16 protein-coding genes are annotated in these 25329 nt (G+C 61.3%); 14 read left to right on the top strand and 2 right to left on the bottom strand.

All coding sequences use genetic code 11. The annotated features are described in order from the left end of the window. Window positions 1-161 precede the first annotated feature (161 nt). Both rho and trxA read right to left on the bottom strand, forming a co-directional pair. Entirely contained in the window at window positions 162-1922 is a 1761-nt protein-coding gene (rho, locus tag DWU98_RS18105) for a transcription termination factor Rho (RefSeq protein ID WP_115496972.1), read from the bottom strand. Between the two features lie 164 nt (window positions 1923-2086). After that, the gene (gene trxA / locus DWU98_RS18110; RefSeq protein ID WP_115496973.1) at window positions 2087-2413 is read right to left on the bottom strand and encodes a thioredoxin TrxA; all 327 of its coding nucleotides are present in this window, start codon (window positions 2411-2413) and stop codon (window positions 2087-2089) included. A gap of 529 nt (window positions 2414-2942) precedes the next feature. On the opposite strand from trxA, the gene DWU98_RS18115 reads away from it, so the two are divergent. From DWU98_RS18115 to DWU98_RS18180, 14 genes are all read left to right on the top strand, one after another. Continuing rightward, entirely contained in the window at window positions 2943-4592 is a 1650-nt protein-coding gene (locus tag DWU98_RS18115) for a DEAD/DEAH box helicase (RefSeq protein ID WP_115496974.1), read from the top strand. 107 nt (window positions 4593-4699) lie between these two features. Further along, window positions 4700-5377 (top strand): cell division ATP-binding protein FtsE, encoded by a 678-nt coding sequence (gene ftsE, locus DWU98_RS18120; RefSeq protein ID WP_115496975.1) that lies wholly within the window; start codon window positions 4700-4702, stop codon window positions 5375-5377. After that, window positions 5374-6345, top strand: a complete 972-nt coding sequence (gene ftsX / locus DWU98_RS18125; RefSeq protein WP_115496976.1) for a permease-like cell division protein FtsX — start codon at window positions 5374-5376, stop codon at window positions 6343-6345. Before ftsE ends, ftsX begins: the two co-directional genes overlap by 4 nt. 162 nt (window positions 6346-6507) lie before the next feature. Next, window positions 6508-7356, top strand: coding sequence for a response regulator (locus DWU98_RS18130; protein ID WP_115496977.1), 849 nt, complete (start codon window positions 6508-6510; stop codon window positions 7354-7356). Between the two features lie 105 nt (window positions 7357-7461). Then, on the top strand, window positions 7462-8199 hold the full coding sequence (ung, locus tag DWU98_RS18135) for a uracil-DNA glycosylase (RefSeq protein ID WP_115496978.1): 738 nt from the start codon (window positions 7462-7464) through the stop codon (window positions 8197-8199). Between the two features lie 211 nt (window positions 8200-8410). Further along, window positions 8411-9268 carry an RNA polymerase sigma factor RpoH gene (gene rpoH / locus DWU98_RS18140; RefSeq protein ID WP_115496979.1) on the top strand — a complete coding sequence of 286 codons (858 nt, stop codon included), beginning with the start codon at window positions 8411-8413 and terminating at the stop codon, window positions 9266-9268. Window positions 9269-9357: 89 nt separating this feature from the next. Next, the gene (locus DWU98_RS18145; protein WP_115496980.1) at window positions 9358-10032 is read left to right on the top strand and encodes a response regulator transcription factor; all 675 of its coding nucleotides are present in this window, start codon (window positions 9358-9360) and stop codon (window positions 10030-10032) included. A 13-nt stretch (window positions 10033-10045) separates the two neighbouring features. After that, window positions 10046-11413 carry a sensor histidine kinase gene (locus tag DWU98_RS18150; RefSeq protein WP_115496981.1) on the top strand — a complete coding sequence of 456 codons (1368 nt, stop codon included), beginning with the start codon at window positions 10046-10048 and terminating at the stop codon, window positions 11411-11413. A 143-nt stretch (window positions 11414-11556) separates the two neighbouring features. Next, window positions 11557-14793, top strand: a complete 3237-nt coding sequence (locus DWU98_RS18155) for an efflux RND transporter permease subunit (protein ID WP_115496982.1) — start codon at window positions 11557-11559, stop codon at window positions 14791-14793. After that, complete coding sequence (locus DWU98_RS18160) at window positions 14783-15994, top strand: efflux RND transporter periplasmic adaptor subunit (RefSeq protein ID WP_115496983.1); 1212 nt, start codon at window positions 14783-14785, stop codon at window positions 15992-15994. Before DWU98_RS18155 ends, DWU98_RS18160 begins: the two co-directional genes overlap by 11 nt. Next, window positions 15978-17462, top strand: a complete 1485-nt coding sequence (locus tag DWU98_RS18165) for an efflux transporter outer membrane subunit (protein ID WP_196239535.1) — start codon at window positions 15978-15980, stop codon at window positions 17460-17462. The genes DWU98_RS18160 and DWU98_RS18165 overlap by 17 nt, the downstream gene beginning before the upstream one ends. A gap of 238 nt (window positions 17463-17700) precedes the next feature. After that, on the top strand, window positions 17701-20934 hold the full coding sequence (locus DWU98_RS18170) for an efflux RND transporter permease subunit (RefSeq protein ID WP_115496984.1): 3234 nt from the start codon (window positions 17701-17703) through the stop codon (window positions 20932-20934). 203 nt (window positions 20935-21137) lie between these two features. Continuing rightward, window positions 21138-24668 carry a type VI secretion system Vgr family protein gene (locus DWU98_RS18175; RefSeq protein WP_115496985.1) on the top strand — a complete coding sequence of 1177 codons (3531 nt, stop codon included), beginning with the start codon at window positions 21138-21140 and terminating at the stop codon, window positions 24666-24668. Next, the coding region (locus DWU98_RS18180; RefSeq protein WP_230474925.1) for a hypothetical protein at window positions 24655-25329 on the top strand (675 nt) is incomplete at its 3' end. The genes DWU98_RS18175 and DWU98_RS18180, both read left to right, overlap by 14 nt.

Consider the following 25329-nt stretch of genomic DNA (forward strand, 5'->3'; position numbering starts at 1 on the left):
TGGGGGTTACAAAATCGTATCAGCTAATGGCCGCTTAAATCCCTTTGCAGGGCTAATTCGGGAGCAACGACAACTTCCCGTAAGGTATCGGCGCGCCTTGAAAACGTAGCCAAGAAAAAGCCGCCTTTCGGCGGCTTTTCTTTACGCACTTTTTATGTCGCTCAACGCTTCATCGAATTGAAGAACTCGTCGTTGGACTTGGTGTTCTTCATCTTGTCGAGCATGAATTCCATCGCGGCCAGTTCATCCATGGGATGAAGCAGTTTGCGCAGAATCCAGATCTTGGCGAGCAGGTCCGGCTCGATCAGCAGATCTTCGCGGCGGGTGCCGGAGCGATTGATGTCGATGGCCGGATACACGCGCTTCTCGGAGATGCGGCGAGACAGGTGCACTTCCATGTTGCCGGTGCCCTTGAACTCTTCGTAGATCACCTCGTCCATCTTGCTGCCGGTGTCGATCAGCGCGGTGGCGATGATGGTGAGCGAGCCGCCTTCTTCGACATTGCGCGCGGCGCCAAAGAAGCGCTTCGGACGCTGCAGCGCATTGGCGTCCACACCACCGGTGAGCACCTTGCCCGAGCTCGGTACCACGGTGTTGTACGCGCGGGCCAGGCGGGTGATGGAGTCCAGCAGGATGACGACATCCTTCTTGTGCTCGACCAGGCGCTTGGCGCGCTCGATCACCATTTCGGCAACCTGCACGTGGCGCACGGCCGGTTCGTCGAAGGTGGAGCTGATCACTTCGGCACGCACTGTGCGGGCGATTTCCGTCACTTCTTCCGGACGCTCGTCGACCAGCAGAATGATCAGATGCACGTCGGGATGGTTGTACTGGATCGCGTGCGCGATGTTCTGCAGCATCATCGTTTTACCGGATTTCGGCTGCGAGACGATCAAGCCGCGTTGACCGCGACCGATCGGCGCGACCAGGTCGAGAATGCGGGCGGTGATGTCTTCGGTCGAACCGTTGCCACGTTCCAGGTGGAACGCCTTGCGCGGGAACAATGGCGTGAGGTTTTCGAACAGCATCTTGTTCTTGGATGCTTCCGGCGGATCGCCGTTGATGTCGTCCACCTTCAGCAGCGCGAAGTAGCGTTCGCCTTCCTTCGGATGGCGCACGCGTCCGGTGATGTAGTCGCCGGTGCGCAGGTTGAAGCGGCGGATCTGGCTGGGCGAGACGTAGATATCGTCGGGGCCGGCTAGGTAGGACTCGTCGGCCGAGCGCAGAAAGCCAAAGCCGTCCTGCAGGATTTCCAGCACACCTTCGGCCCAGATGCCGCCGCCCGAACGGGCGTGGGCCTTGAGGATGTTGAAGATCACATCCTGGCGACGCTGACGGGCGACGCCTTCCTGGATACCGAGCGATTCGGCGAATTCCAGCAGTTGAACCGGATTCTTGCGCTTCAGTTCGGTGAGGTTGATGACGCGGTCGTTGCTGCCGATATCGGCGTTTTCGTCATCCACCGGCAGGCCGTGCGGATTGCGCGGCGGTCCACCCTGGCCCGGTGGGCGCGGCTGGCCGCGCTCGTGGCGGCGGCGCCGGTTGCGGTCGTTGCGGTCGTTGCGATCATTGCGACGGTCATTGCCGCCCTGGCCTTGATTGTTGCCCTGATTTTGCGGCTGGCCGCCGTTGCCGTAGGGCACATTCTCACGCGGTTGCTCCGACGCGTCGCCACCCTGGCCGTAGCGAAGCGGTTCCTGCGCCGGCGTCGAAGCCGGTGCGTCGGCGCGCGTTTCGGGGGGCGGCGCCGGTCGCTCGGGCACGGGTGGCGGCGTTTGGGCGGGTCGTTCACCGGAGGCATTCGCCTCGGCGGCGGCCGCGGCAGATCGACGCGGGGAACGAGTGCGGGTAGGGGTATCAGTCACAGGTTTGGAGTCGGCGCGGACAGCGTCGGAAGAATCTTTGCTTTCGATATCGGACACGGGCAAACCTCACGGGGCGCCGTTGATGACAGGAGGGAGGACGAGCGTTGCGCGGAAACGCGCGAGAGGGCAGGACAGCCCCACTGGAAGGAATCTAGCACCCGCCGCGCAGCGACGTAAAGGGCCGCTGCAGCGACGGATTATACAACGATTATCAAACCGAATCAGATCGTCTTGTCGATGATCTGCTTGAGCTGCCCCTTGCTGACGGCCCCGATCTGGGTGGCTTCCACCTTGCCGTTCTTGAACACCATCAGCGTGGGAATGCCGCGCACGCCATAGGTGCGGGGGGTTTTCTGGTTGTGGTCGATGTTCAGTTTCACCACTCGCAGCTTGCCCTGGTATTCCTTGGCCAGCTCATCCAGCGCCGGGGCGATGGCCTTGCAGGGGCCACACCATTCCGCCCAGAAATCGAGTAGTACGGGGGTGTCGGACTTCAGCACTTCCTGGTCGAAGGCGTCGTCGCTCACGTGGGTAATCAATTCGCTCACCGAAGTGTCTCCGAAATAGGCGAGGTAGGTAGGGGTTAAGACCGCGTGCTGATCATCAGTTACACTAGTCAAGTGCCCATGAGGCGCGGGTCGATCCGGAAAAGGAAGGGTGCCGTTGCGGCATACGTTCCATTCCAGCCTAAGTCGGGACGCGATTCAAGCGATTCAAGGGCACGCGGGATGCGCTGATGCATGGCGCGCGGATGTCACCAGCCCTGTTTGTCCGCATCTCCTCGGTCCATCGGCTCGACAGACGACCAGTCTGCCTCGTCGCTGCCCCTGTGAGCTGCAAAGCAGAGAGGGTAGGCCTCACCCGCGCTGAATGAATCAAAACGTCCCTGCAACGGCCCGGCTGGTATAGGTGAAGCCGCTTCACGAGTCGTTTCACCTATGCCGGCGGGGCGTCGCTACCTCTTGACGCCGAAGTCTTCCGCGCGTCGCACCCATCCACCCGTCCCAAGGTTGCCTGACTGAACTGCGGGACTGGGCCCAAGCGCCTGAGCGCCGGCCCGCATCAGATTCCCTATTCATGTCCCAAACCGTACTTACCGATACCTTTTTTACCCAATTTGATTTGCATCCGCTGCTGCAAAAGGGCCTCGACGAGGCCGGCTTTGCACGATGCACGCCGATTCAGGCGCTGACCCTGCCGATGGCACTGGGCGGCCGCGATGTGGCCGGCCAGGCTCAGACCGGCACCGGCAAGACCTGCGCCTTCCTGGTGGCCCTGATGAACCGGTTGCTCACGCAGCCGGCCGTGGCCGAGCGCAAGGATGCCGACCCGCGGGCGCTGGTCATTGCGCCCACGCGCGAGCTGGCTATTCAGATCGAGAAAGACGCCAAGAACGTCGGCCGCTACACCGGCCTGCGCACTGCGTTGATCTACGGCGGCGTCGACTACGACAAGCAGCGTCAGCTGCTCAAGGACGGCTGCGACATCATCATCGCCACGCCCGGCCGCCTGCTCGACTACTACAAGCAGAACGTGTTCGGCTTCAACGGCGTGGAAGTGATGGTCGTCGACGAAGCTGACCGCATGTTCGACCTGGGCTTCATCAAGGACGTGCGTTTCATCTTCCGCCGCCTGCCGGCACGCGAACAGCGCCAGGTGCTGATGTTCTCGGCCACGCTGTCCCATCGTGTGCTGGAGCTCGCCTACGAGCACATGCATAACGCGGAAAAACTGGTGGTGGAAACCGACAACGTCACCGCCGATCGCGTGCGGCAGGTGGTGTACTTCCCCGCCAAGGAAGAAAAGATGCCGCTGCTGCTCAACCTGCTTGAGCGCACCAAGGCCGAGCGCAGCATCATCTTCGTCAATACCAAGGCGGCGGCCGAACGTATCACCGAGCGTGTGAAACGACAGGGTTACCGCGTGGGTGCGCTGTCCGGCGACGTACCGCAGCTCAAGCGCCAGAAGCTGTTGCAACGTTTCCAGGATGCACAGCTGGATGTTCTTGTGTGCACCGACGTGGCGGCGCGTGGCTTGCATATTCCCGCGGTCAGCCATGTATTCAATTACGACCTGCCGCAGGACGCCGAAGATTACGTGCACCGCATCGGCCGTACCGCGCGGCTTGGTGCGGAAGGCGATGCCATCAGCTTCGCGTGCGATCTGTATGCGATGTCCTTGCCGGATATCGAAACCTACATCGGCCAGAAGATTCCCGTCGCCAACCTGGATGCGGAACTGTTGGTGATGCCCAAGCCCAAGCAGATCGATGCGCAGTTCGCGGCCGATGCCGCCGCGGACAGCGAGGCGTTCGGCGATAAGGTCACCCCGCGTGCCGAAGGTGGAAAATCCGGCGGTTCGGGCCGCCGCGGCGGACGCGGTGGCGAACGCCCGGCAGCGTCCGGGCAGTCGCGCTCGCCACAGTCACGCAAACCGCGCGAACCAAGATCCGCCACGTCGCAGAGCCCCGCGCAATCGAGCGCACCATCATCCGCACCAGTTGCACGGGAAGACGCCATCGGTGGCGGCAAGCGTCGTCGTCGTGGCGGACGTGGCCGTCGTCAGGGGGGCGCGTCGCCCGCTACGGAAGCCGCAGTCAACCCATCCACGATGAGCAGTAGCCGTCCGTCGCGACAGGTGGTGGCGCAATCGCCCTCCGGCGAACTTGCCATCCCGCCGAAAGTCGGTTTCTTGCGACGACTCACGCGTCTGTTTACCGGTCGCTGAATCACACGCGCATCGCGTCCGGGCGATGCGCGCGACAAACATGCGCATAACGCGAGTGCTTCCCTTATCCTTGCCCACATCCACATCGGGCAAGGACGGGGAACGCGGTGATCCGCTTCGATCAAGTCACCAAGCGTTATGAAGGGGGACATGAGGCCCTCTCGCAGCTAACGTTCGAAGTCGCCAAGGGCGAGATGGCGTTCGTTACCGGGCATTCGGGCGCAGGCAAGAGCACCTTGCTCAAGCTGCTGGCCTTGATCGAGCGCCCGTCGCACGGGCATGTCATGCTCGATGGACAAAATCTCGCCAAGATCGGCCACGGTGGCATTCCCAAGTTGCGCCGCAGCCTCGGCATGGTATTTCAGGATCATCGCCTGCTGATGGATCGCAGCGTGTTCGCGAATGTCGAGCTACCGCTGGTCATCGGCGGCATCGCGCCGCTGGAGCGCGGCCGCCGTGTGCGCGCGGCGCTGGAGAAGGTCGGCCTGCTCGATTACGAGCGCCAACTGCCGGCCTCGCTTTCCACCGGCGAGCAGCAGCGCGTGGGTATTGCGCGCGCCATCGTCGCCAAGCCCACGGTGCTGATCGCCGACGAACCTACCGGTAATCTCGATCCTCAGCTCGCGTTCGAAATCATGGGCCTGTTTGCCGAATTCCAGCAGGTCGGCACGACCGTGCTGGTGGCCACCCACGATCTGCCTTTGATCAAGCGCATGCGCAAGCGCGTGGTCGTGCTCGATCACGGGCGGCTGGTTGCGGACGTGTCGGCGGAGGAGGTGTTATGAGCCCATCGACCGAAACCCAGCCGCAGGCCCGCGCGCGCAGCACGCACAGCCATCGCCGACCGTTTTCCAGTTGGCGTGAGCATCATGGCTGGAGCGCTGGCGCGAGCTTGCGTCGCCTTGCCTCCAAGCCGGTGGGAAGCCTGCTCACCATCGCAGTGATGGGTTTGGCGCTTGCGTTGCCGCTCGCGTTCTATCTGATGCTCTCGAACGTGCAATCGCTGGGCACAGCGCTCGGGCGCAATCAGGTCATCAACGTGTTCCTCAAGACCGATCAGGTGCAGGCCAACGCGCAGATGCTGGCCAAACAGATCAAGCAGCACGATGGTGTCGCTAACGTCACGTTGAAATCACCGCAGCAGGGCATGGATGAATTGAGCAAGATGCAAGGCTTTGGCGATGCCTTACATGCACTGGACGACAATCCGCTGCCCTACGTGCTGCAGGTACAGCCGCAGGATGACATTTCCGCCGATGCGGCCGGTCGCCTGGTGGATGATCTGCGCGGCATGCAAGGCGTGGACATGGTGCAGGATAGCGGCACGTGGCGGCAGCGTCTGGATGCATTGCTGCGGGTCGGCAACCGCCTTGTACTGATTCTTGCTGCGATGTTTGCGCTGGCAGTGCTATTGGTGGTCGGCAACACCGTGCGCGTGGATATCACCAGCCGTGCCGAAGAAATCGGTGTGCTCAAGCTGATCGGCGCCAGCCGCGCCTTTGTGCGTCGCCCCTATCTCTATGCGGGCATCTGGTACGGTTTGTTCGCCGGCATCGTGGCGGTAGCGCTCGCACTGGGGATCGAATTCGCGCTGGTCGAACCGGTGGCGAGGCTCAGTCAGGTTTATGAAGGCAAGCTGCAGGTCGCCGGCTTGCCCCAATGGCTGCTGCTGGCGGTGCCAGTGGTCGCGGCCTTCCTGGGCTGGCTTGGCGCGCGGCTGGTCAGCGCCTGGCAGCTACGCAGGGCCGTATAGGCTTCACATCTCACGCGTCACGTCACTGTCATCGCTCGGCAAGTGAAATCGTTCGCACCCCACGCGGGGCCTGCTGGATAGATAATGGGCCTACAGGCGCAGGGGGCGCCTGCCGACGCAGATGCATGGAAGCCATGCAAAACCGGGACGGTGGGGTTTTTGATGAGTTCAAGCATCAGTAGTCGTGACCTCAGCGCCGCACCGCGCGTGCTGGTGGTGGACGGCTCCAAGGTGGTTCGCCAGCTGATCACGCGCGTGCTGCAGAAAGAGCTGCCGCAGGCGGAAGTGGTCGATTGCGGCAGCGGTGCCGAGGCGCACCGGTTGCTTGAGAGCGGCGTGTTCGATTTCATCACCGTGGCACTGCGCCTGCCCGACATGGATGGCCTGGAACTGGCGCGCTACGTGCGCGAATCCGCGCCGCAGATCTACGTGCCCATCGTCGTGGTTTCCGGCGATGTGGACGATCGCCTGCACCGCCGCGCGCTGGGCGAACACGTTACCGATTACTTTGACAAGTCGCTCGGTTTCCAGGCGTTGGCCGAATTCATCCGTGGCTACGTGCGCCCGGAAAGCGCCGCCGATGGCGTGGTGCTGTACGTGGAAGACAGCCGCGTAGTGGCCCTGGCCACGCGCCGCATGCTGGAAAAAATCGGGCTTACCGTGCGTCACGTGGTCAGCGTGGAAGACGCGTTGGCGCTGCTGGAAACCGAGCGCGCGCAAGGGCAGGTGGGCGCTGACCTGGTGCTCACCGACGTCAGCCTCAAAGGCGATTTGACCGGCGGCGATCTGCTGCATCGCATTCGCACGTACTTCGGCTATGGCAAAGGCAAGCTGCCGGTGTTGGTGATGACGGGTGATGAAAATCCGGACAACCAGGCCGCGCTGATCCGTGCCGGTGCCAACGACCTGGTGGAAAAGCCGGTCGAGGAAAAATTGCTGGTGACCAAGCTGCTGTTCCAGCTGCGCGTGGCCCAACACCTGCGTGCGCGGGAGGCCGCCGGGACTGTTTGAAGGTTTTGCCCGTCGCCCGGGCGAACACCGGAGCCTGGTGTCTTTTGCCTCAAAGTCGCAGAGTGACGGTATAAGGCGCCGAGCCCTAATCGCTATGATGCATAGATGATTACCGAACCACACGCTGCTGCGCCAAGCGACGAAGAACGGATCAAGCTCGATCCCTCCTGGAAAAGCCGCGTTGGCGATTACCTGCAACGACCGGACATGCGCGCGCTGTCGGAATTTCTGCGTGCGGAAAAGCGCGCCGGCAAGGTGATCTACCCGCCCGGTCCGGAGATCTTCAACGCCTTCAGGCACACACCGTTCGATGCGGTGCGGGTGGTAATCCTGGGCCAGGATCCCTATCACGGCCCCGGGCAGGCGCATGGCCTGTGTTTCTCGGTGCGTCCGGGCGTGCCTTCGCCGCCGTCGCTGGTGAACATCTTCAAGGAAATCCAGCGCGACCTTGGGATTCCTTTCCCTGACCACGGCTGCCTTACGCCGTGGGCGGATCGCGGCGTGCTGTTGCTCAATGCAGTCCTCACGGTAGAGCAAAGCCTGGCGGCATCGCATCAGGGTAAGGGCTGGGAAGGGTTTACCGACGCCGCCATCGATGCCCTGAACCGGGAACGCGAGGGGATCGTATTCATGTTGTGGGGCTCCTATGCCCAGCGCAAAGGCCAGCTCATCGATACGCGGCGGCATGCGGTATTGAAGTCGGTTCATCCATCGCCCTTGTCGGCGCATCGCGGCTTCCTCGGCTGTGGCCATTTTTCGGCCGCCAACCAGTACCTGGAGGCAAACGGGCAGGCGCCTATCGACTGGTCTCTGCCGGCGAGGGCACAGCTAGCCGAAGGCTGAACATGTGGCGCTGGGCGGGCTTTCGGCGACCCTGCATTCACTGCCCACAAGTCATGCTTGAAACCCCAATCCCCGGCATCCACCCCTCATGGACAAGCTTCGGGGATTCGTGTACTATGCAGTACATAAAAGGTGCCTGGAACTCGTAGGCGCCTTTAGCACTCCAAGTACCAGAGTGCTAAGCTCAACCCCATCTTTGAGGAGGTTCCAAATGTCCCAAGCCTTGGTGACGGCCAATCTGCCGGTTCCCAGCCTCGTTGGCAGCCTGGACGCCTACATCTCGGCCGTGCATCGCATCCCGGTGCTGAGCCAGGAAGAAGAGCAGGAGCTGTCTCGCCGATACCAGGAGGCCAGTGATCTGGCCTCCGCCCGCAAGCTTGTGATGTCGCACCTGCGCTTCGTCGTCCACGTGGCGCGCGGCTACAACGGCTATGGCCTGCAACTGTCCGACCTCATCCAGGAAGGCAACATCGGCCTGATGAAGGCGGTCAAGCGTTTCGACCCCGACCAGGGCGTGCGTCTGGTCAGCTTCGCCGTGCACTGGATCCGCGCGGAAATGCACGAATTCATACTGCGCAACTGGCGCATCGTGAAGGTGGCTACCACCAAGGCGCAGCGCAAGCTGTTCTTCAACCTGCGCAAGAGCAAGAAGCGCCTGGGCTGGATGAACGCCGAGGAAGTGCGCATGGTCGCGAAGGATCTGGGCGTGCCCGAGGCCACTGTGCGCGAGATGGAATCGCGCCTGTCCGGTCGCGACATCGGTTTTGAAGCGCCGGCGGACGCCGAAGACGAAGCCAAGCCGGCACCGGAAGCGTTCCTGGTCGATGAAGGCGCCGACCCCTACGACAACGTAGCCGAGGCCGACCAGGCTGACAATCAGCTTGAAACCCTTTCCTCCGCGCTGCAGAAACTGGACGAGCGCTCGCGCGACATCATCCAGCGCCGCTGGCTCAACGAAGACAAGGCCACGCTGCAGGATCTTGCCGATGAATACGGCGTTTCGGCCGAACGCATCCGCCAGGTCGAAGCCAACGCGATGAAGAAAATGCGCGGCCTGTTCGCCGCCTGAAGCAAAACTGATACGCAGCACCTCACGGCCTCCCTCGCGGAGGCCGTTTTGTGTTTAAGTCCCGCGTGGATTTCCCGGCTGGACGGTACATGCCCCATATCCTGGTCATCGAAGACGACGAAATCACTGCGCGCGAAATCGTGCTGGAGCTGGCCGCGCATGGCATCAGCGCCGAACGCGTGCACGATGGGCAACAAGGTCTCCAGCGCGCGCAGGAGCCGCACTACGACGCCATCACGCTGGACCTGATGCTGCCGGGCATGGATGGCCTCACGCTGGTAACGCAATTGCGTGAACGCGGTATCACCACGCCAGTGTTGATGATCAGTGCGCTCGGTGACGTGGACGAACGCGTGCGTGGGCTGCGCGCGGGTGGCGATGATTACCTCACCAAGCCCTTCGCGCCCGATGAAATGGCCGCCCGCATCGAAGTGCTGTTGCGCCGGCATCGGCAAGAGCAGCCCGCGCAAACCAAGCTGCGGGTGGCCGATCTGGACCTGGACATGATCTCGCGTACCGCCCGGCGCGGCACGCGCGAACTCACGTTATTGCCCACCGAATACCGCTTGCTCGAATTCCTGATGCGCTATCCCGGCCAGGTGCTGACGCGCGCGATGATTTTCGAAAGCGTGTGGGGCCTGCGCTTCGATCCGGGCACCAACCTTATCGACGTGCATATCGCGCGCCTGCGTCGCAAGGTCGATAACGAAGGTGAAGCACCATTGATCCGCACCGTGCGCGGCTCGGGGTATCGCATTGGCTAACAGCACCACAAACTTGTCCATCCACTGGCGTGCAACGACATCGCGCCTGCTACTCGCCTACGGCGTGTTCTTCGTCATCTGGGGCACGGTGCTGCTGGGTGTGATCTATTGGGAAACCCTGCATTACCTGGAAAATCGCACCGATCGGCAGCTCCAGCAGCAGATCAGCTATTTGCGCAGCCTCAATGAAGATCACCTGCTGGTCGCACTGAACGACTATGAGGTGCTCGAAGAAACCAACTACAACGCCTGGGGTTTGTTCGACGCGCACGGCAAGTGGTTGTACGGCGACATTCTGCAGATGCCGCCGGGCCTGACGGACGATTCGGTGACGCTGCGCTTGCCTACGGGGGACGTCATCAGCGGTCCCTTCGCCCCCCAGACACACATGCTTTCGGTGATTGCCTCGCGCCTGAGCAACGGCCACATCCTGGTGCTGGCGCACACCACGCGCATTGCTGCGCAAGTGAGCAGCATCATCTGGCATGCACTGTGGTGGGGACTCTCGTTCACCTTGGTACCGGGCCTGATCGGCGGCCTTATCCTCAACCGTGCGCCGCGCCGGCGCATCCGGCAGGTCGAATCGGCAACGCGTGAGATCGTGCAAGGCAATTTGCAACGACGCCTGCCGGTCAGTAATCGCGGCGACGAACTGGATCGCCTCGCTGCCATCGTGAACGACATGCTCGATCAGATCGAGCGCTTGATGGGCGAAGTGAAAGGCGTCTGCGACAACATCGCCCACGACCTGCGCACGCCGCTCACGCGCCTGCGTTCGCAGCTGTATCGCGTGCAGCAGCAAATGCATGAAGACGATCCGCATGTCGTGCTGATCGAACAATGCGTCAGCGATATCGATGAAGTGCTGGGGCGGTTCCGCGCGCTGCTGCGTATTTCAGAACTGGAGGATCGTCGGCGGCGCGAAGGCTTCATCGCCGTCGACCTGGGACAGACCTTGCAGCACGTGCACGAGCTCTATGCGCCGCTGGCCGAAGATCAGCACCTGCAATTTGTGCTGAATGTCGATCCGGATCTGCGTGCGCAAGCCGATCCGGACCTGTTGTTCGAAGCCATCGGAAACCTGGTCGGCAATGCCATCAAGTTCACGCCGCCGGGCGGGAGCGTGACGCTGAGTGCGAAGCGGACGGATCCCCACGTCGCGCACGTCGAAGTAGCCGACAGCGGGCCAGGCATTCCCGAGCAGCAGCGGCAGGCCGTCTGGCAGCGTTTCTATCGCGGGGAGGGTGGTCGCGATGCGGCCACCGGACACGGCCTGGGGCTGAGCATCGTCGCCGCGATTGCCAAGTTGCACGATTTCGACCTGCGCATCGAGGGCGATCAAAAAGGCACGCGCATGGTCATGATCTGCCCGCTGCTCTGATCAGGCCGAAGCTACGCGCAACTGCCGGCTTCATTCATGAAAAAAATTTCATGAATGAAAGAATCTTCACTCCCACGAAAGGTGTTGCAGCGCAGCGATCCCGATAATAGCGACCATCATCAAAGCACGCTGGAAGCTATCGCATGCTGGGTCTGGTTCGCATCGCACTCGCGCGTCCTTATACCTTTGTCGTCCTGGCGCTATTTATCCTGATTGCCGGCCCGCTGGCGGCACTGCGTACGCCAACCGATATCTTTCCGAACATCGGCATTCCGGTGATCAGCGTGGTGTGGACCTACAACGGCCTGTCGCCCGACGCGATGTCCGGTCGCGTGATCTACTACTACGAACGCTCGCTCACCTCGACCGTGAGCGACATCGAACACATTGAATCGCAGTCGCTGCCCGGTATCGGCGTGGTAAAGATCTTCTTCCAGCCGGGCGTGGATATACGCACAGCCACCGCACAGGTCACCTCGATCTCGCAGACCGTGCTCAAGCAGATGCCGCCGGGCATCACGCCGCCGCAGATCATCAATTACAACGCCTCCACCGTGCCTATCCTGCAGATGGCGCTGTCGAGCAGCAAGCTGTCCGAGCAGAAGATCCTCGACGTTGCGCAGAACTTTCTGCGCCCGATGCTGGTATCCGTCGCAGGTGTGGCGATTCCCACGCCGTACGGCGGCAAGAATCGTGAGGTGATGCTCGATCTCGATCCGCAGGCGCTCGCCGCGAAAGGCCTTTCCGCGCAAGATGTGTCCAATGCGTTGGCTGCGCAAAATCAGATTGTGCCGGTGGGAACCATCAAGATCGGTCAGTACGAATACACCGTCAATCTCAATGACAGCCCCTCCGCCATCGCGCAGTTGAACAACCTGCCGATCAAGACCGTGAACGGTGCCACCATCACCATCGGCCAGGTGGCGCACGTGCGCGACGGTTCGCCGCCGCAGCAGAACGTGGTGCGCGTGGATGGTCATCGCGCGGTGTTGATGTCGTTCTTGAAGGGCGGCAACGTATCGACGCTGGATGTGGTGGCCGGCATCAAGAAGCTGCTGCCGCTGGCGGAGGAGACGCTACCGCCGTCGTTGAAACTGAAGCTGATGGACGATCAATCCGTCTTCGTGCGCGCCGCGATCACATCGGTGGCACGCGAAGGCATCATTGCCGCGTTGCTTACGTCGGTAATGATCCTGGTATTCCTCGGCAGCTGGCGGTCTACCGTAATCATCGCGGTGTCGATTCCACTGGCGGTGCTTTCGGCGATCGCACTGCTTGCGGCGTTTGGGCAAACCCTCAATGTGATGACGCTGGGTGGCCTCGCGCTCGCGGTGGGCATCCTGGTGGACGACGCCACCGTGACCATCGAAAACGTCAATTGGCATCTGGAACAGGGCAAGGATGTGCATACGGCGATCATGGACGGCGCCAAACAAATCGTGACGCCCGCGTTCGTCTCGCTGCTGTGCATCTGCATCGTGTTCGTGCCGATGTTCCTGCTGCAAGGCATCGCCGGCTTCCTGTTCCGGCCGATGGCGCTGGCGGTGATTTTTGCGATGGCCTCCTCGTTCCTGCTCTCGCGCACACTCGTGCCGACCATGGCGATGTACCTGCTAAAGCCGCACGTGCTGGAAAAGCCGCCTGGCGATCATCCTGAAGATCCCTATATCAATCATCACGAAGGCGACCAGCATCCACCGATGCGGCGCAATCGGCTGCGCCAGGCACTGGTGTCGTTCCAGCAAGGCTTCGAGCATCGGTTTTCCAAGGTGCGCGATATTTACTACGGCGCACTCTCGCTCGCGTTGGACCACCGTCGCCGGTTCGTGTTGGGCTTTCTCGGCGTGGTGCTTGCCTCGTTCGTCCTGGTGCCTTTCCTCGGGCGTGATTTCTTCCCGTCCGTCGATGCCGGAGCCATTGCGATCCACGTGCGTGCACCCGTGGGCACGCGCATCGAAGATACCTCCGCGGAGTTCGATCACATCGAAGCGGCGATTCGGCGCGTCGTGCCGCCCGCGGATCTGGACAACATCATCGACAATATCGGCCTGCCGCTCAGCGGCACCAACATGGTGTACAGCAACACCGGCACCATCGGCCCGCAGGATGGCGACATCCAGGTGCTGCTGAAGCCCGATCATGCCCCTGCCGACGAGTACGTGAAGAAGCTGCGCGAACTACTGCCGCAGGAGTTCGCGGGCACCACGTTCGCGTTCCTGCCGGCGGACATGGCAAGCCAGATTCTCAACTTCGGCGCGCCGGCGCCGCTGGATGTGAAGGTATCCGGACGTAATGCCACGGCCAACGAAGCGTATGCGTTGCGCCTGATGCGTGCCATGCGCAGCATTCCGGGCATAGCCGACGTCCGCCTGCAGCAATCTGACAGCGCGCCGCAGTTGAACGTGAATGTGGACCGCGTGCGCGCGAACGAACTGGGCGTTACTGAGCGCGATGTCACCGACAGCATGGTCAGCACCCTGGCCGGCAGTTCGCAGGTGGCGCCGACTTTCTGGCTCAATCCATCCAACGGCGTGTCGTATCCGATCGTGGCGCAGACGCCACAGTACCGCGTGGATTCGATGGCCGATCTGCACAGCATGCCGATCACCTCGTCGGGCAATGGGGCGCAGCAGATTCTCGGCGCGCTGGCGTCGGTCAAGCGCACGGCGACGCCTGCGGTGGTCACGCACTACAACATTGCACCATCGTTCGACATCTACGCTTCGACGCAAGGCCGCGATCTCGGTTCGGTCGCCAGCGACATCCAACATGTGCTCAAGCAAGCGGCCAAGGATCGTCCAAAAGGTACGACCGTGGGTCTGTTTGGTCAGGTCACCGCGATGAACATCGCGTTCTCTGGATTGCTGTTTGGTCTGCTGGGCGCGATCGTGCTGATCTATATGCTGATCGTGGTGAACTTCCAATCGTGGCTGGATCCGTTCGTGATCATCACCGCGCTGCCTGCCGCTCTGTCCGGCATTGTGTGGATACTGTTCATCACGCACACCACGCTGTCGGTGCCGGCGTTGACGGGGGCGATCATGTGCATGGGCGTGGCAACCGCCAACTCGATTCTGGTGGTGAGCTTTGCGCGAGAACGCCTGGCCGAACACGGCGATGCGATGAAGGCTGCGCTGGAAGCGGGCTTCACGCGCTTCCGCCCGGTGTGCATGACGGCGCTGGCAATGATCATCGGCATGCTGCCGATGGCCATGACGCACGAGCAGAATTCACCGCTGGGTCGCGCCGTGATCGGCGGCCTGATGTTCGCCACCTGCGCCACGCTGCTGTTCGTGCCGGTGATCTTCAGCATCGTGCATGGTCGCGAGCAACGTACCTCTGATTTGGATTCCATTCCAGGACTTCCCCATGTCGCATAATCACGCTCCCGTACAAGTGGCACAAAAACCGCCGCACCTGAAAGCTGTCGGCATTGGCGCCGCCGTGGTTGCCGTGATCGTGATCGCGCTGGGTCTGGGTTTGCGCTACCACCAGCATCAGGAACTGGTGCAATGGACGGACGCACAACTCATTCCCAGTGTTCGACTCGCTCCAGCGCTCGATCCTTCGAAGGAACATCTGATCACCTTGCCTGGCCATCTGCAAGCCTGGGACAGCGCCCCGATCCACGCGCGCGTGGGTGGCTATCTGAAGGCCTGGTACAAGGATATCGGCGACAAAGTGAAAGCCGGCGACGTGCTCGCCATCATCGATACGCCCGAACTGGATCAGCAACTTGAGCAAGCCAAGGCGGTGCTCGTCAAGGCGCAAGCCGATGCCAACCTCGCCACGATTACCTCGAGGCGTTGGCAGCATCTGCTGACGTCCGATTCGGTGTCCAAGCAAGAGGCTGATGAGAAGAGTGGTGAGGCGGCGGCTGCGCAGGCGACCGTCCTGGCGGCTAAAGCGGATGTCGATCGTCTGAATGCGCTGGAAACGTTCAAGAAAATCGTGGCGCCCTTCGATGGCGTGGTGACGGCGCGTCGCACCGACGTGGGTGATCTCATCACGGCCAACAATGAAAGCGGCCCGGAGCTGTTCTCCGTGGCCGACATCTCGCGCATGCGCCTGTATGTGCCGGTACCTGAAGTGAATACAGACAACATCAAGCCGGGCATGAAAGTGGCGCTCAGCATTCCCGAACTGCCCGGGCGCAGGTTCGAGGCCACGCTGATCGGAAACTCCAATGCGATCAACCAGAATTCCGGCAGCATGCTTGCGCAGTTCGTCGTCGACAATTCCGACGGTGCACTCAAGCCCGGTGATTACGCAGACGTACGATTCGACCTGCCGTTGGATCAGCACATGGTCAGTGTGCCGGCCAGCGCACTGATTTTCCGCGATCAAGGTCCGCAGGTCGCCGTCCTCGGGCCCGATCAACGCGCTCATCTGCACGACGTGCACATTGCCATGGACATGGGCACGACCTTGCAGATCGACCAGGGCTTGAGCGCCACGGACCGCGTGATCGAGAACCCACCCGATTCGCTGATGGACGGCGACAAAGTGCGCGTCGAAACGGACACGAACCAGAATCTTGCCGCCCAAGACACGGAGAAAACCGGTGCGTCGGCTCGTTAATCGACTGCTCGCTACATCGCTGGCCGTCGCCGTGTTGGGCGGCTGCTCGCTTGCACCCACTTACCACACGCCACAGCTGCCGCCGATGCCTTCGAGCTTCAAGGAAGGCGACACGGCATGGAAAGTCGCCGCGCCTTCCGATCAGCAATCGCGCGGTGACTGGTGGACGGTCTACGCCGATGGCAGCTTGAGCGGTCTGGAATCCAGGCTCGATGCGCAAAATCCCAGCCTGGCCGCTGCGCTGGCGCGATACGATCAGGCCAATGCGTATGAAAGCCAGCTCAGCGCTGGCCTGTTTCCACAAATCGGTGCGCTGGCCAATCCGGGGCGTGCGCGTCAGTCGAACAACCGACCGCTGCGCGGTGGCGGTCAGCCCAACGAATACGACAGCGATACCGTGGGCATCGAGGCCGATTTCGATCTGGACCTGTGGGGTCGCATTCGTAATGAGGTGAGCGCTGGCCGTGCGTTGGCGCAGGCTGCGCAGGCCGATCTGGCTTCGGCGAAGCTCAGTCTGGAAGCGCAACTTGCGGATAACTATGTGCGCTTGCGCGGCTATGACATCCAGCTAGGCATCCTGCGTGATGCGTTGAGCGCCTATCAGCACGCGCTGCAGCTCACCGAGAATCGCCATAACGGTGGTGTGGCGTCAGGCATGGATGTGTCGCGCGCACAGACGCAGCTCTACGATGCGCAAGCGCAGATTACCGATGTGCTGGCGCAGCGCGCGCTTAGCGAGCACGCCATTGCCGCATTGGTCGGCGAGCCGGCGTCGAGTTTCTCGATCGCTCCCGAGCAGGAACAGCTCAAGGTGCCGGTAACGCCGGTCGGTGTGCCTTCCACCTTGCTGGAGCGACGCCCCGATATTGCCTCGGCGGAACGAAAGGTGTTCGCCGCCAATGCAGGTATCGGTGTGGCACGTGCGGCGTTCTTCCCTGATTTGAGCTTGTCGGGCAATTTCGGGTTTCAGGATACCGGGATGGGCAGTCTGCTCTCTGTCGGCAACCGCTACTGGGCGTTGGGGCCGTTGGCCACGCTCGACATCTTCGATGCCGGCCTGCGTCGTGCCGAGTTGCGTCAGGCGCAAGCGACGTTTGCTGAAGAGTCTGCCGACTATCGGCAAACCGTGCTCACGGCGTTTCGCGAAGTGGAAGATGACCTGGCACTGCTGCAGCAACTGGGTGTCGAGGCGAAGCAGGAAGATCAGGCCTATGGGGCCGCGCAGCAAACCTTGAATATCGCCACCAACCGTTATCGCGAAGGCATCGTGAACTATCTGGAAGTGGTGACCGCGCAGACCGCCGCATTGTCGGCGCAGCGCGATGCGCAAACCATTCGCACGCGCCGTTTGCAGGCCAGCGTGGATTTGATTCGCGCACTCGGTGGCGGCTGGACTCGGGAGGCATCAGGACTCGATAGCGGCGCGACCGCCAAAAACACGACAACGGATACAACGCAGGTGCGCTAAGCACAACGTTGATCCCTCCGGCTTGCAGTTGCCCTTCCTCACGTAGCAACTGCATTTTCCCTCCCCTGCCCCAACGGGGGAGGGCCTCTTTTTGAGTGCGTGCATGATCTTCATCACGCCCGAATGTAGCGCTGTGTGCGCATCACTACGTTTGATGACAAAAGTGTTGCGCCGCTACATGTCTTCGTGACAGTGAGCGCGCACTATTTAATCCCATCGTGTCGCTGGATCCGTGCTCATGCTGGCTCTAGTACGCATTGCACTCGCGCGCCCTTACACCTTCGTGGTGCTGGCGCTCTTCATCCTGATCGTGGGGCCGCTGGCGGCGCTGCGCACGCCGACCGATATCTTTCCGAACATCGGCATTCCGGTGATCAGCGTGGTGTGGACCTACAACGGCCTGTCGCCCGACGCGATGTCCGGTCGCGTGATCTACTACTACGAACGCTCGCTCACCTCGACCGTGAGCGACATCGAACACATTGAATCGCAGTCGCTGCCCGGCATTGGCGTGGTGAAGATTTTCTTCCAGCCCGGTGTGGATGTCCGCACAGCCACGGCGCAGGTCACTTCGATTTCGCAGACCGTGCTCAAACAGATGCCGCCGGGCATCACGCCGCCGCAGATCATCAACTACAACGCCTCCACCGTGCCGATTCTGCAGATGGCGCTGTCGAGCACGCAGTTGTCGGAACAGAAGATTCGCGACGTTGCGCAGAACTTTCTGCGTCCGACCTTGGTATCCGTGGCGGGTGTGGCCATTCCTGCGCCTTATGGTGGCAAGCAGCGCCAGATCATGCTCGATCTGGATCCGCAGGCGCTGGCTGCGAAAGGCCTTTCGGCGCAGGACGTGGGCAATGCGCTGGCTGCGCAAAATCAGATCGTGCCGGTGGGTACGATCAAGATCGGTCAGTACGAATATACCGTCAATCTCAACGATAGCCCGCTCGCCATCGAGGAACTGAACAAGCTGCCCATCAAGACCGTCGATGGCGCCACCATCACCATGGGCGAAGTCGCGCATGTTCGCGATGGTTCGCCACCGCAAGAAAACGTCGTGCGTGTCGATGGTCACCGCGCCGTGCTGATGTCGTTCCTCAAAGGTGGCAAGGTCTCCACGCTCGACGTGGTGGCTGGCATCAAAAAGCTCTTGCCCTTGGCCAAGGAAACCTTGCCGCCCAGCTTGCATGTGAAGCTGATGGGCGATCAATCCATTTTTGTGCGTGGCGCGATTTCCTCGGTGGCGCGGGAAGGCATCATCGCGGCTGTGCTCACGTCGCTGATGATTTTGGTGTTCTTGGGCAGTTGGCGCTCGACGGTGATCATCGCCATTTCGATTCCGCTGGCGGTGCTTTCGGCAATCGCACTGCTATCCGCCTTCGGGCAGACGCTCAACGTGATGACGCTGGGTGGCCTGGCGCTCGCCGTGGGTATCCTCGTCGACGATGCCACGGTGACGATCGAGAACATCAATTGGCACTTGGAGCATGGTAAGGATGTAGAGACGGCGATCATGGATGGCGCCAGGCAGATCGTCACGCCCGCCTTCGTATCGCTGCTGTGCATCTGTATCGTGTTCGTGCCGATGTTCATGCTCAAGGGCATTCCGGGCTTTCTGTTCAGGCCAATGGCGATGGCGGTAATCTTCGCGATGATCTCCTCGTTCGTGCTGTCGCGCACCTTGGTGCCGACCATGGCGCAGTATCTGCTCAAGCCACATGTGACGGAGCGTGGCCCGGGGGATCACCCCGAAGATCCTTACATCAACTATCACGAGGGCGATCAGCACCCGCCGATGCGCCGCGGGTTGCTACGGCGATCGCTGGTGGCGTTCCAGCAACGTTTCGAGCATCGCTTTGCCGCCGTGCGCGATACCTATTACGGCGCATTGGCGCTCGCACTGGGATCGCGAAAGAAATTCGTGCTCGGCTTTCTCGGTGTCGTAGTCGGCTCGTTTGTGCTGGTGCCGTTCCTGGGCCGCGATTTCTTCCCGACGACGGACGCCGGCACGATTGCCATTCACGTGCGTGCGCCGGTGGGTACGCGCATTGAGGACACCGCCGCCGAATTCGACCGCGTCGAAAACGCAGTGCGTCGCGTTATTCCGCCGAGCCAGATCGACGGTATCATCGACAACATCGGTCTGCCGTTGAGCGGCACCAACATGGTGTACAGCAATACCGGCACGATCGGTCCGCAGGATGGGGACATCATGGTTCTGCTGACGCCCGATCACGATCCAAGCGCGAGTTTCGTCAAGAAGCTGCGCGCCGCGTTGCCGCGCGAATTCCCCGGCACCACCTTTGCGTTCCTTCCTGCGGACATGGTCAGCCAGATTCTCAATTTCGGTGCGCCCGCGCCGCTGGATGTAAAAGTGTCGGGCGAAAATAAGGCCGCCAACCAGGCGTATGCCGTTCGCCTGCTACGTGCGATACAAGAGATACCGGGCATTGCGGACGCACGTCTGCAACAGTCAACGGGCACACCGCAATTGAATGTCGACGTGGATCGCGTACGCGCAGGGGAATTGGGCATTACCGAGCACGACGTCACCAACAGCATGGTCGCTTCGCTGGCCGGTAGTCTGCAGGTAGCCCCGACATTCTGGCTCAACCACGCCAATGGTGTGTCTTATGCGGTGGTGGCGGAAACGCCGCAATATCGCATGGACACATGGGCGGCATTGCAGAGCCTGCCGATCACATCTTCAACGACCGGTGCCAAGCAGGTGCTTGGCGCCATCGCGACGATTCAGCGTACCGCCAGTCCCGCTGTGGTGTCGCATTACAACATCGCGCCGTCGTTCGATATCTACGCCGCGGTGCAGGGGCGCGATCTGGGTGCGGTGTCCGACGACATCCAGGCCGTGCTGCAACGCGCTGCAAAAGAGCGGCCGCGCGGTACGGTCGTACGGCTGCTCGGTCAGGTGACGGCGATGAACGCGGCGTTCGCCGGTCTGTTGTTCGGTCTGCTGGGCGCGATCGTGCTGATCTACATGTTGATCGTGGTGAACTTCCAATCGTGGCTGGATCCATTCGTGATCATCACCGCGTTGCCCGCCGCCCTGGCCGGCATCGTGTGGATACTGTTCATCACGCACACCACACTGTCGGTGCCGGCGTTGACGGGGGCGATCATGTGCATGGGCGTGGCAACCGCCAACTCGATTCTGGTGGTGAGCTTTGCGCGCGAACGCCTGGCCGAACACGGCGATGCGATGAAGGCTGCGCTGGAAGCAGGCTTCACGCGTTTTCGCCCGGTGTGCATGACCGCGCTGGCGATGATCATCGGCATGCTGCCGATGGCGTTGACGCAGGAGCAGAATTCGCCGCTGGGCCGCGCCGTGATCGGTGGCCTGTTGTTTGCCACCTGCGCCACGCTACTGTTCGTGCCGGTGATCTTCAGCATCGTGCATGGCCGCGAACAAGAAGCGCCGATGGCCGCACGGGAGCATTCGCACGGCGTGGTGTGAATGTAGCGGAACCCGCCTCAGCGGGTACGCGCAATCCTCACTGGCGATCGTAGAGGGCAACGACAAGAGCCTGTGGAGTAGACCTGTAAGAGGACAGGTGACGCGCACTTATCCGATACCCTTATCGGATACCCCTGATATCGCTGCAAGCATGCCTCTGCGTACTGTCGCCGTTCCACGTCGCGGTATTCAGGGACCTAGTCATGCCGGACTCCGATCATCTTTCCTCCGCCATCGCGCACCGCCTGCATCAGCACTACAACGTCCACGTCACGGGCGCGCCGCTTGTCGAACCGCTCGATGTTCAGTCCTTTCACTTACACGACGCTATCGGCGATCCCTACCGCATCACCGTCACCGCCACGCATCCAGCGTTGCTGACCTGCGAAGACGTCGGAGGCAAGGACGCCACCTTCAAGATCGCGCACGACGACAGCGACGGCATACGGCAATGGGCCGGTTGCATCACGCACTTCGATCGCGTCGGTCGCAGCAACGACCAGTACACCTATGAGCTGGTGATCGAGCCGCATGTGGCACGCATGCGCTTGACCCGCGCCTTTCGCACCTTCCAGCAGCAGGACGCGCCGACGATTATCGAAGGGCTGTTGCGCAAGCACGGACTGCGTGGCCAACAGTTCCTCTTCAAGCTTCGCCGCAGCTATCCCGTGCATGCGTTTCGCCTGCAATATGGCGTTTCCGATTGGGTGTACATGCGGCAACTGCTCGAACAGGAAGGCATGTATTGCTACATCGAGCAAGGTGAGCACGGCGATGTGTTGGTCGTGGCCGATGACATCGATCACTATGTCTACGTGCCGACTCTTGCGTTGCCCTGCCGCGAGGCCTCCGGCCTGAGCGCCGACGAGGACGCCATCACCGATCTTCAGGTGCGCAGCCAAACGGTGCAACGCGCGTTCAAAGTCGCCGATTTCAATCCGGCGTCGGCATGGGAACGTATTACCGGCGAAGCCAATGTGGCCGGGAGCGATCCGACCACGTACGGCACTTCCTACAGCTACGGCACCGGTCATCTGGATCAGGCACAGGCGACGTGGGAGGCGCAACTGCGCCACGAAGCCGCGCTCACCCAGCAACTCGCCATCACCGGACGCAGCCACGCCCCAGCCGTGCGGCCGGGGCGCGTCGTGCGCACCGATGCGACCCTTCCCGAAGCGCCCAACGGCCTGGTCGTTACGGAAGTCACGCACACCGGCGGCCGCAACAAGGCGTATCAAAATGCGTTCAAGGCGATCCCGTGCGAGCGCCGTTTCAGGCTGCCCATCGATGAAGCGAGTTGGCCACGGGTGGTCGGCACCCTGAGCGCTCGCATCACCTCACCGGGCGATTACCCGTATGCGTACCTTACGAACCAGGGCCACTATGTAGTGCGCCTGGACCTGGACTTCGACCCATGGAACCCCGGCGGCGAATGCGTGCCCCTGCCGTTGGCCAAACCTTTCGCCGGCAAGCGGCAGACCGGCATGCACTTCCCTGCGCAGGACGGCGATTACGCCGTGATCGAGTTTCGCGATGGCGATCCGAACAAACCCTACATCGCCGCCTTCCATCACACCTCGACATACACGGACCTGATCACCAACCAGGACCGCCGCATGTCGCTCAACCGCATCGCCACGCAGGGCGGCAGCGAGATGGAGATCGAGGATTGGAAAGACGAAGAGCACCTTCGTCTGTCCACACCGCACTCGGGCATCAGCCAATTGACGCTCGGCCACATCGTCGATCCCGAGAGGCAAAAACGCGGTGAGGGGTTCGAATTGCGCACGGACGCCCATGGCGCGGTACGTGCCGGTGGCGGCCTGCTGCTATCGGCCGACGCGCAAGCGAAGGCAAGTGGCCTGCAGCAAGACACCGACGCGGTGATCCAGCAGTTCGATGCGATGCAGGCACGTGTACAGACGCTCGCGGCCTCCGCAGAGGCGTCGAAGGCGGAAATCGCCGATCTGCAGGCGGAAAACGCATGGCTGAAAAACGAGCTGACGGGGCTTAAGCAATCGGTCATCGCGCTGTCGGCGCCCAAGGGCATCGGCATGGTGACGCCGGATCGGATCATGGTGTCGGCAGGCAAAGACGTGAGCGTGGCCAGCGGGTGCGGCTTCCACGTGAATGCACTCAAGCGCTTTACCGCCGCCGCCGGCGAAAAGCTGTCGCTGTTCGCGCAAAAGGCCATCGACATTTTTTCAGCCGAGGGGCCGGTCCAGGTTCAAGCCCAAAACGGGCCGCTGGCGCTGACCGCCGCGCAGGATGTCACCGTATCGAGTGTCAACGGCTCGATCATGATGCGTGCGCAAAAGGAATTCATCATCGAGTGCCAGGGTGCGTTCATCAAGCTGGCGAACGGCTGCATCACGCTGGGTGCGCCGTTCGACTTGTACTGGGATATTGCCCGGTTCCAGCGTAAAAACGCCGCGCAGATGCACCTGGGTGCGCCCGCTTTCGCACCCACGCTGGTTCCGTTCGAGGTCAGCTGCGAGGCCTTTCGGGAAAATACCCGACTGGGACGTAGCACCTCGCCGCAACCTGCCGCGCCCGACGGCGCCAGCGCATTGACATCAGGCTCCGATGTTGCGTCCAACGATGCATCCGCCTCGACGGATACCTTCGCGCCCAACGATTCGCCCGATTCACCCAACGCCGATCACGATGCCAAGCATGAGCCTAAGCTTCCGCCCGCGGCTGACCTCAGTGTGCCGCTGCTGCTCAACAAACCGGTTTATTGCAATTGGCGCTTGCGGGGCTTTACGCACGAATGTAGCGATCTATTGGAGACGCAGGCGTATCAGGCACTGAAAGCCGATAAATCGCCGATGACTGACAAAAGCAGCGGTAACCCCATTCTCGCGGGTTATCCCAATCCCACAGCGTTCGAGCTCGCCTACGACGAACGATTCAAGACACTGCAGGTAACGGTACGGATCAAGATCGTTCCGGTGGAGCTGCTCAAGACGGATTCTGGCGGCAAAGAATTGTCGGGGCCGGACGGTCAGAAGGAGTCGGTTCCTTATAGCAGTGACGTGCATTACAAAAATGGTTTGACTGTCGGTGCGCCGATTGAGGGAGGCTATGTGATGCGGTATCGCGACGCCACGGGACCCGCATTCGATGCGGAACAGCGGAAGCAGCAGGTGGAAAACGTCCTCAATGCGCACCGTAGCGTACTCATTTTGGATGGCTGCTCGAAGGAGGCGGCCTGCGGTTGCCGTGTGACCGTGCACTTCCGCGTCGAGTTTTTGCTCGCAATGGGCGACGCCAACGTAGGCGACGGCAAAAAGATTCATAAGACGATTTTCCTATTCCCGCAAACGGAACGAGCGGATGCGGGTGCGTGGGGGGAGCAAAATGTCGTATCAGCCGGTAACGACCATCCCGGTCAGTTCGTACCGTTGCTGGCATCGAATGTTATGGCCCACGAATGCGGGCACCTGTTCAATTTCCCGGACGAGTATTGGGAGGTTGGCGGGTCGGTGCACAAGCGGTATGTCAAAGAGGGTCAGCTGGATTTTGTGGCCGGCGAGCGTTTAACAGGGCAACCGGTCTGGCAGATGCGCTCTGCGGACAATGTGATGGGATATGGCGCGAATAAACGTCTCTCCATGCAGAGCGACGCCGCACCGAACGCGCTGGTGCAACCGTACTACCTCGAATATGTCCGGCGGCACTTCTGCACGTTGACGCACAAGAAATGGAGAATTGGTTATGCATCGGAATAAATCGGCACGCAAGGCGCGCAGTCTATCCGCGCGTTTCGTGGCCATTGTGCTTATGTTCTTTGGAGTAGTGACGATGTCGAATGTTCGGGTTAATGCAGCGGACAACGAGCTCAATGTTGGTGGCACAGGCGAGGGTTTTGGCGTCTACGGATTGGGTGGCATGAACTACGGTATGAATACCGTAAGCGTGCGGCTTCCCGGGAAACTTCGTATCGGACGGTTCGATACGATCGAGGATATGAATCTACATGGCGTGGGTATCTTCGACGCTAGGCTTTCGCCTGACGATCTCAAGCTAGCGCATGATATTCATCATCAGCTTTGCGAGGCGGTTGAAGCAGGACCCAGGGACGAGCTACCTAGAATCGATCCCCCTCGTCTGTATGACGTTGACTGCCTACGACAAGGTAAGCACGTGCACTACCAGGGTCCCATATATCAATTGCCGAGTGCACTGGCCGACACGCTAGTGGATTTTTTTTGGCGGACAAGGAGTGCTTATCTGCGGGAGAGCCGTACCGTAGTCCGGCTTGATGTCGAGGTAGTGAACGTCGAAAGGATGAGAAGCAAATTCCTCGTGTCGATCCGACTCATCAATAGCGGGCACTACCCAATCCTGATGGATACCCCGGATAAATGGTCGACCGTGATGGCGTATCGA

This window comes from Dyella monticola, assembly GCF_003363155.1.
In the GTDB taxonomy this organism is placed as follows: domain Bacteria; phylum Pseudomonadota; class Gammaproteobacteria; order Xanthomonadales; family Rhodanobacteraceae; genus Dyella_B; species Dyella_B monticola.

Excerpts from the sequence above, each read along its gene's own strand:
- DWU98_RS18115 (WP_115496974.1), top strand. The coding sequence starts at position 2,943 with ATGTCCCAAACCGTACTTACCGATACCTTTTTTACCCAATTTGATTTG.
- ftsX (WP_115496976.1), top strand. The coding sequence starts at position 5,374 with ATGAGCCCATCGACCGAAACCCAGCCGCAGGCCCGCGCGCGCAGCACG.
- DWU98_RS18130 (WP_115496977.1), top strand. The coding sequence starts at position 6,508 with ATGAGTTCAAGCATCAGTAGTCGTGACCTCAGCGCCGCACCGCGCGTG.
- ung (WP_115496978.1), top strand. The coding sequence starts at position 7,462 with ATGATTACCGAACCACACGCTGCTGCGCCAAGCGACGAAGAACGGATC.
- rpoH (WP_115496979.1), top strand. The coding sequence starts at position 8,411 with ATGTCCCAAGCCTTGGTGACGGCCAATCTGCCGGTTCCCAGCCTCGTT.
- DWU98_RS18145 (WP_115496980.1), top strand. The coding sequence starts at position 9,358 with ATGCCCCATATCCTGGTCATCGAAGACGACGAAATCACTGCGCGCGAA.
- DWU98_RS18155 (WP_115496982.1), top strand. The coding sequence starts at position 11,557 with ATGCTGGGTCTGGTTCGCATCGCACTCGCGCGTCCTTATACCTTTGTC.
- DWU98_RS18160 (WP_115496983.1), top strand. The coding sequence starts at position 14,783 with ATGTCGCATAATCACGCTCCCGTACAAGTGGCACAAAAACCGCCGCAC.
- DWU98_RS18170 (WP_115496984.1), top strand. The coding sequence starts at position 17,701 with ATGCTGGCTCTAGTACGCATTGCACTCGCGCGCCCTTACACCTTCGTG.
- DWU98_RS18175 (WP_115496985.1), top strand. The coding sequence starts at position 21,138 with ATGCCGGACTCCGATCATCTTTCCTCCGCCATCGCGCACCGCCTGCAT.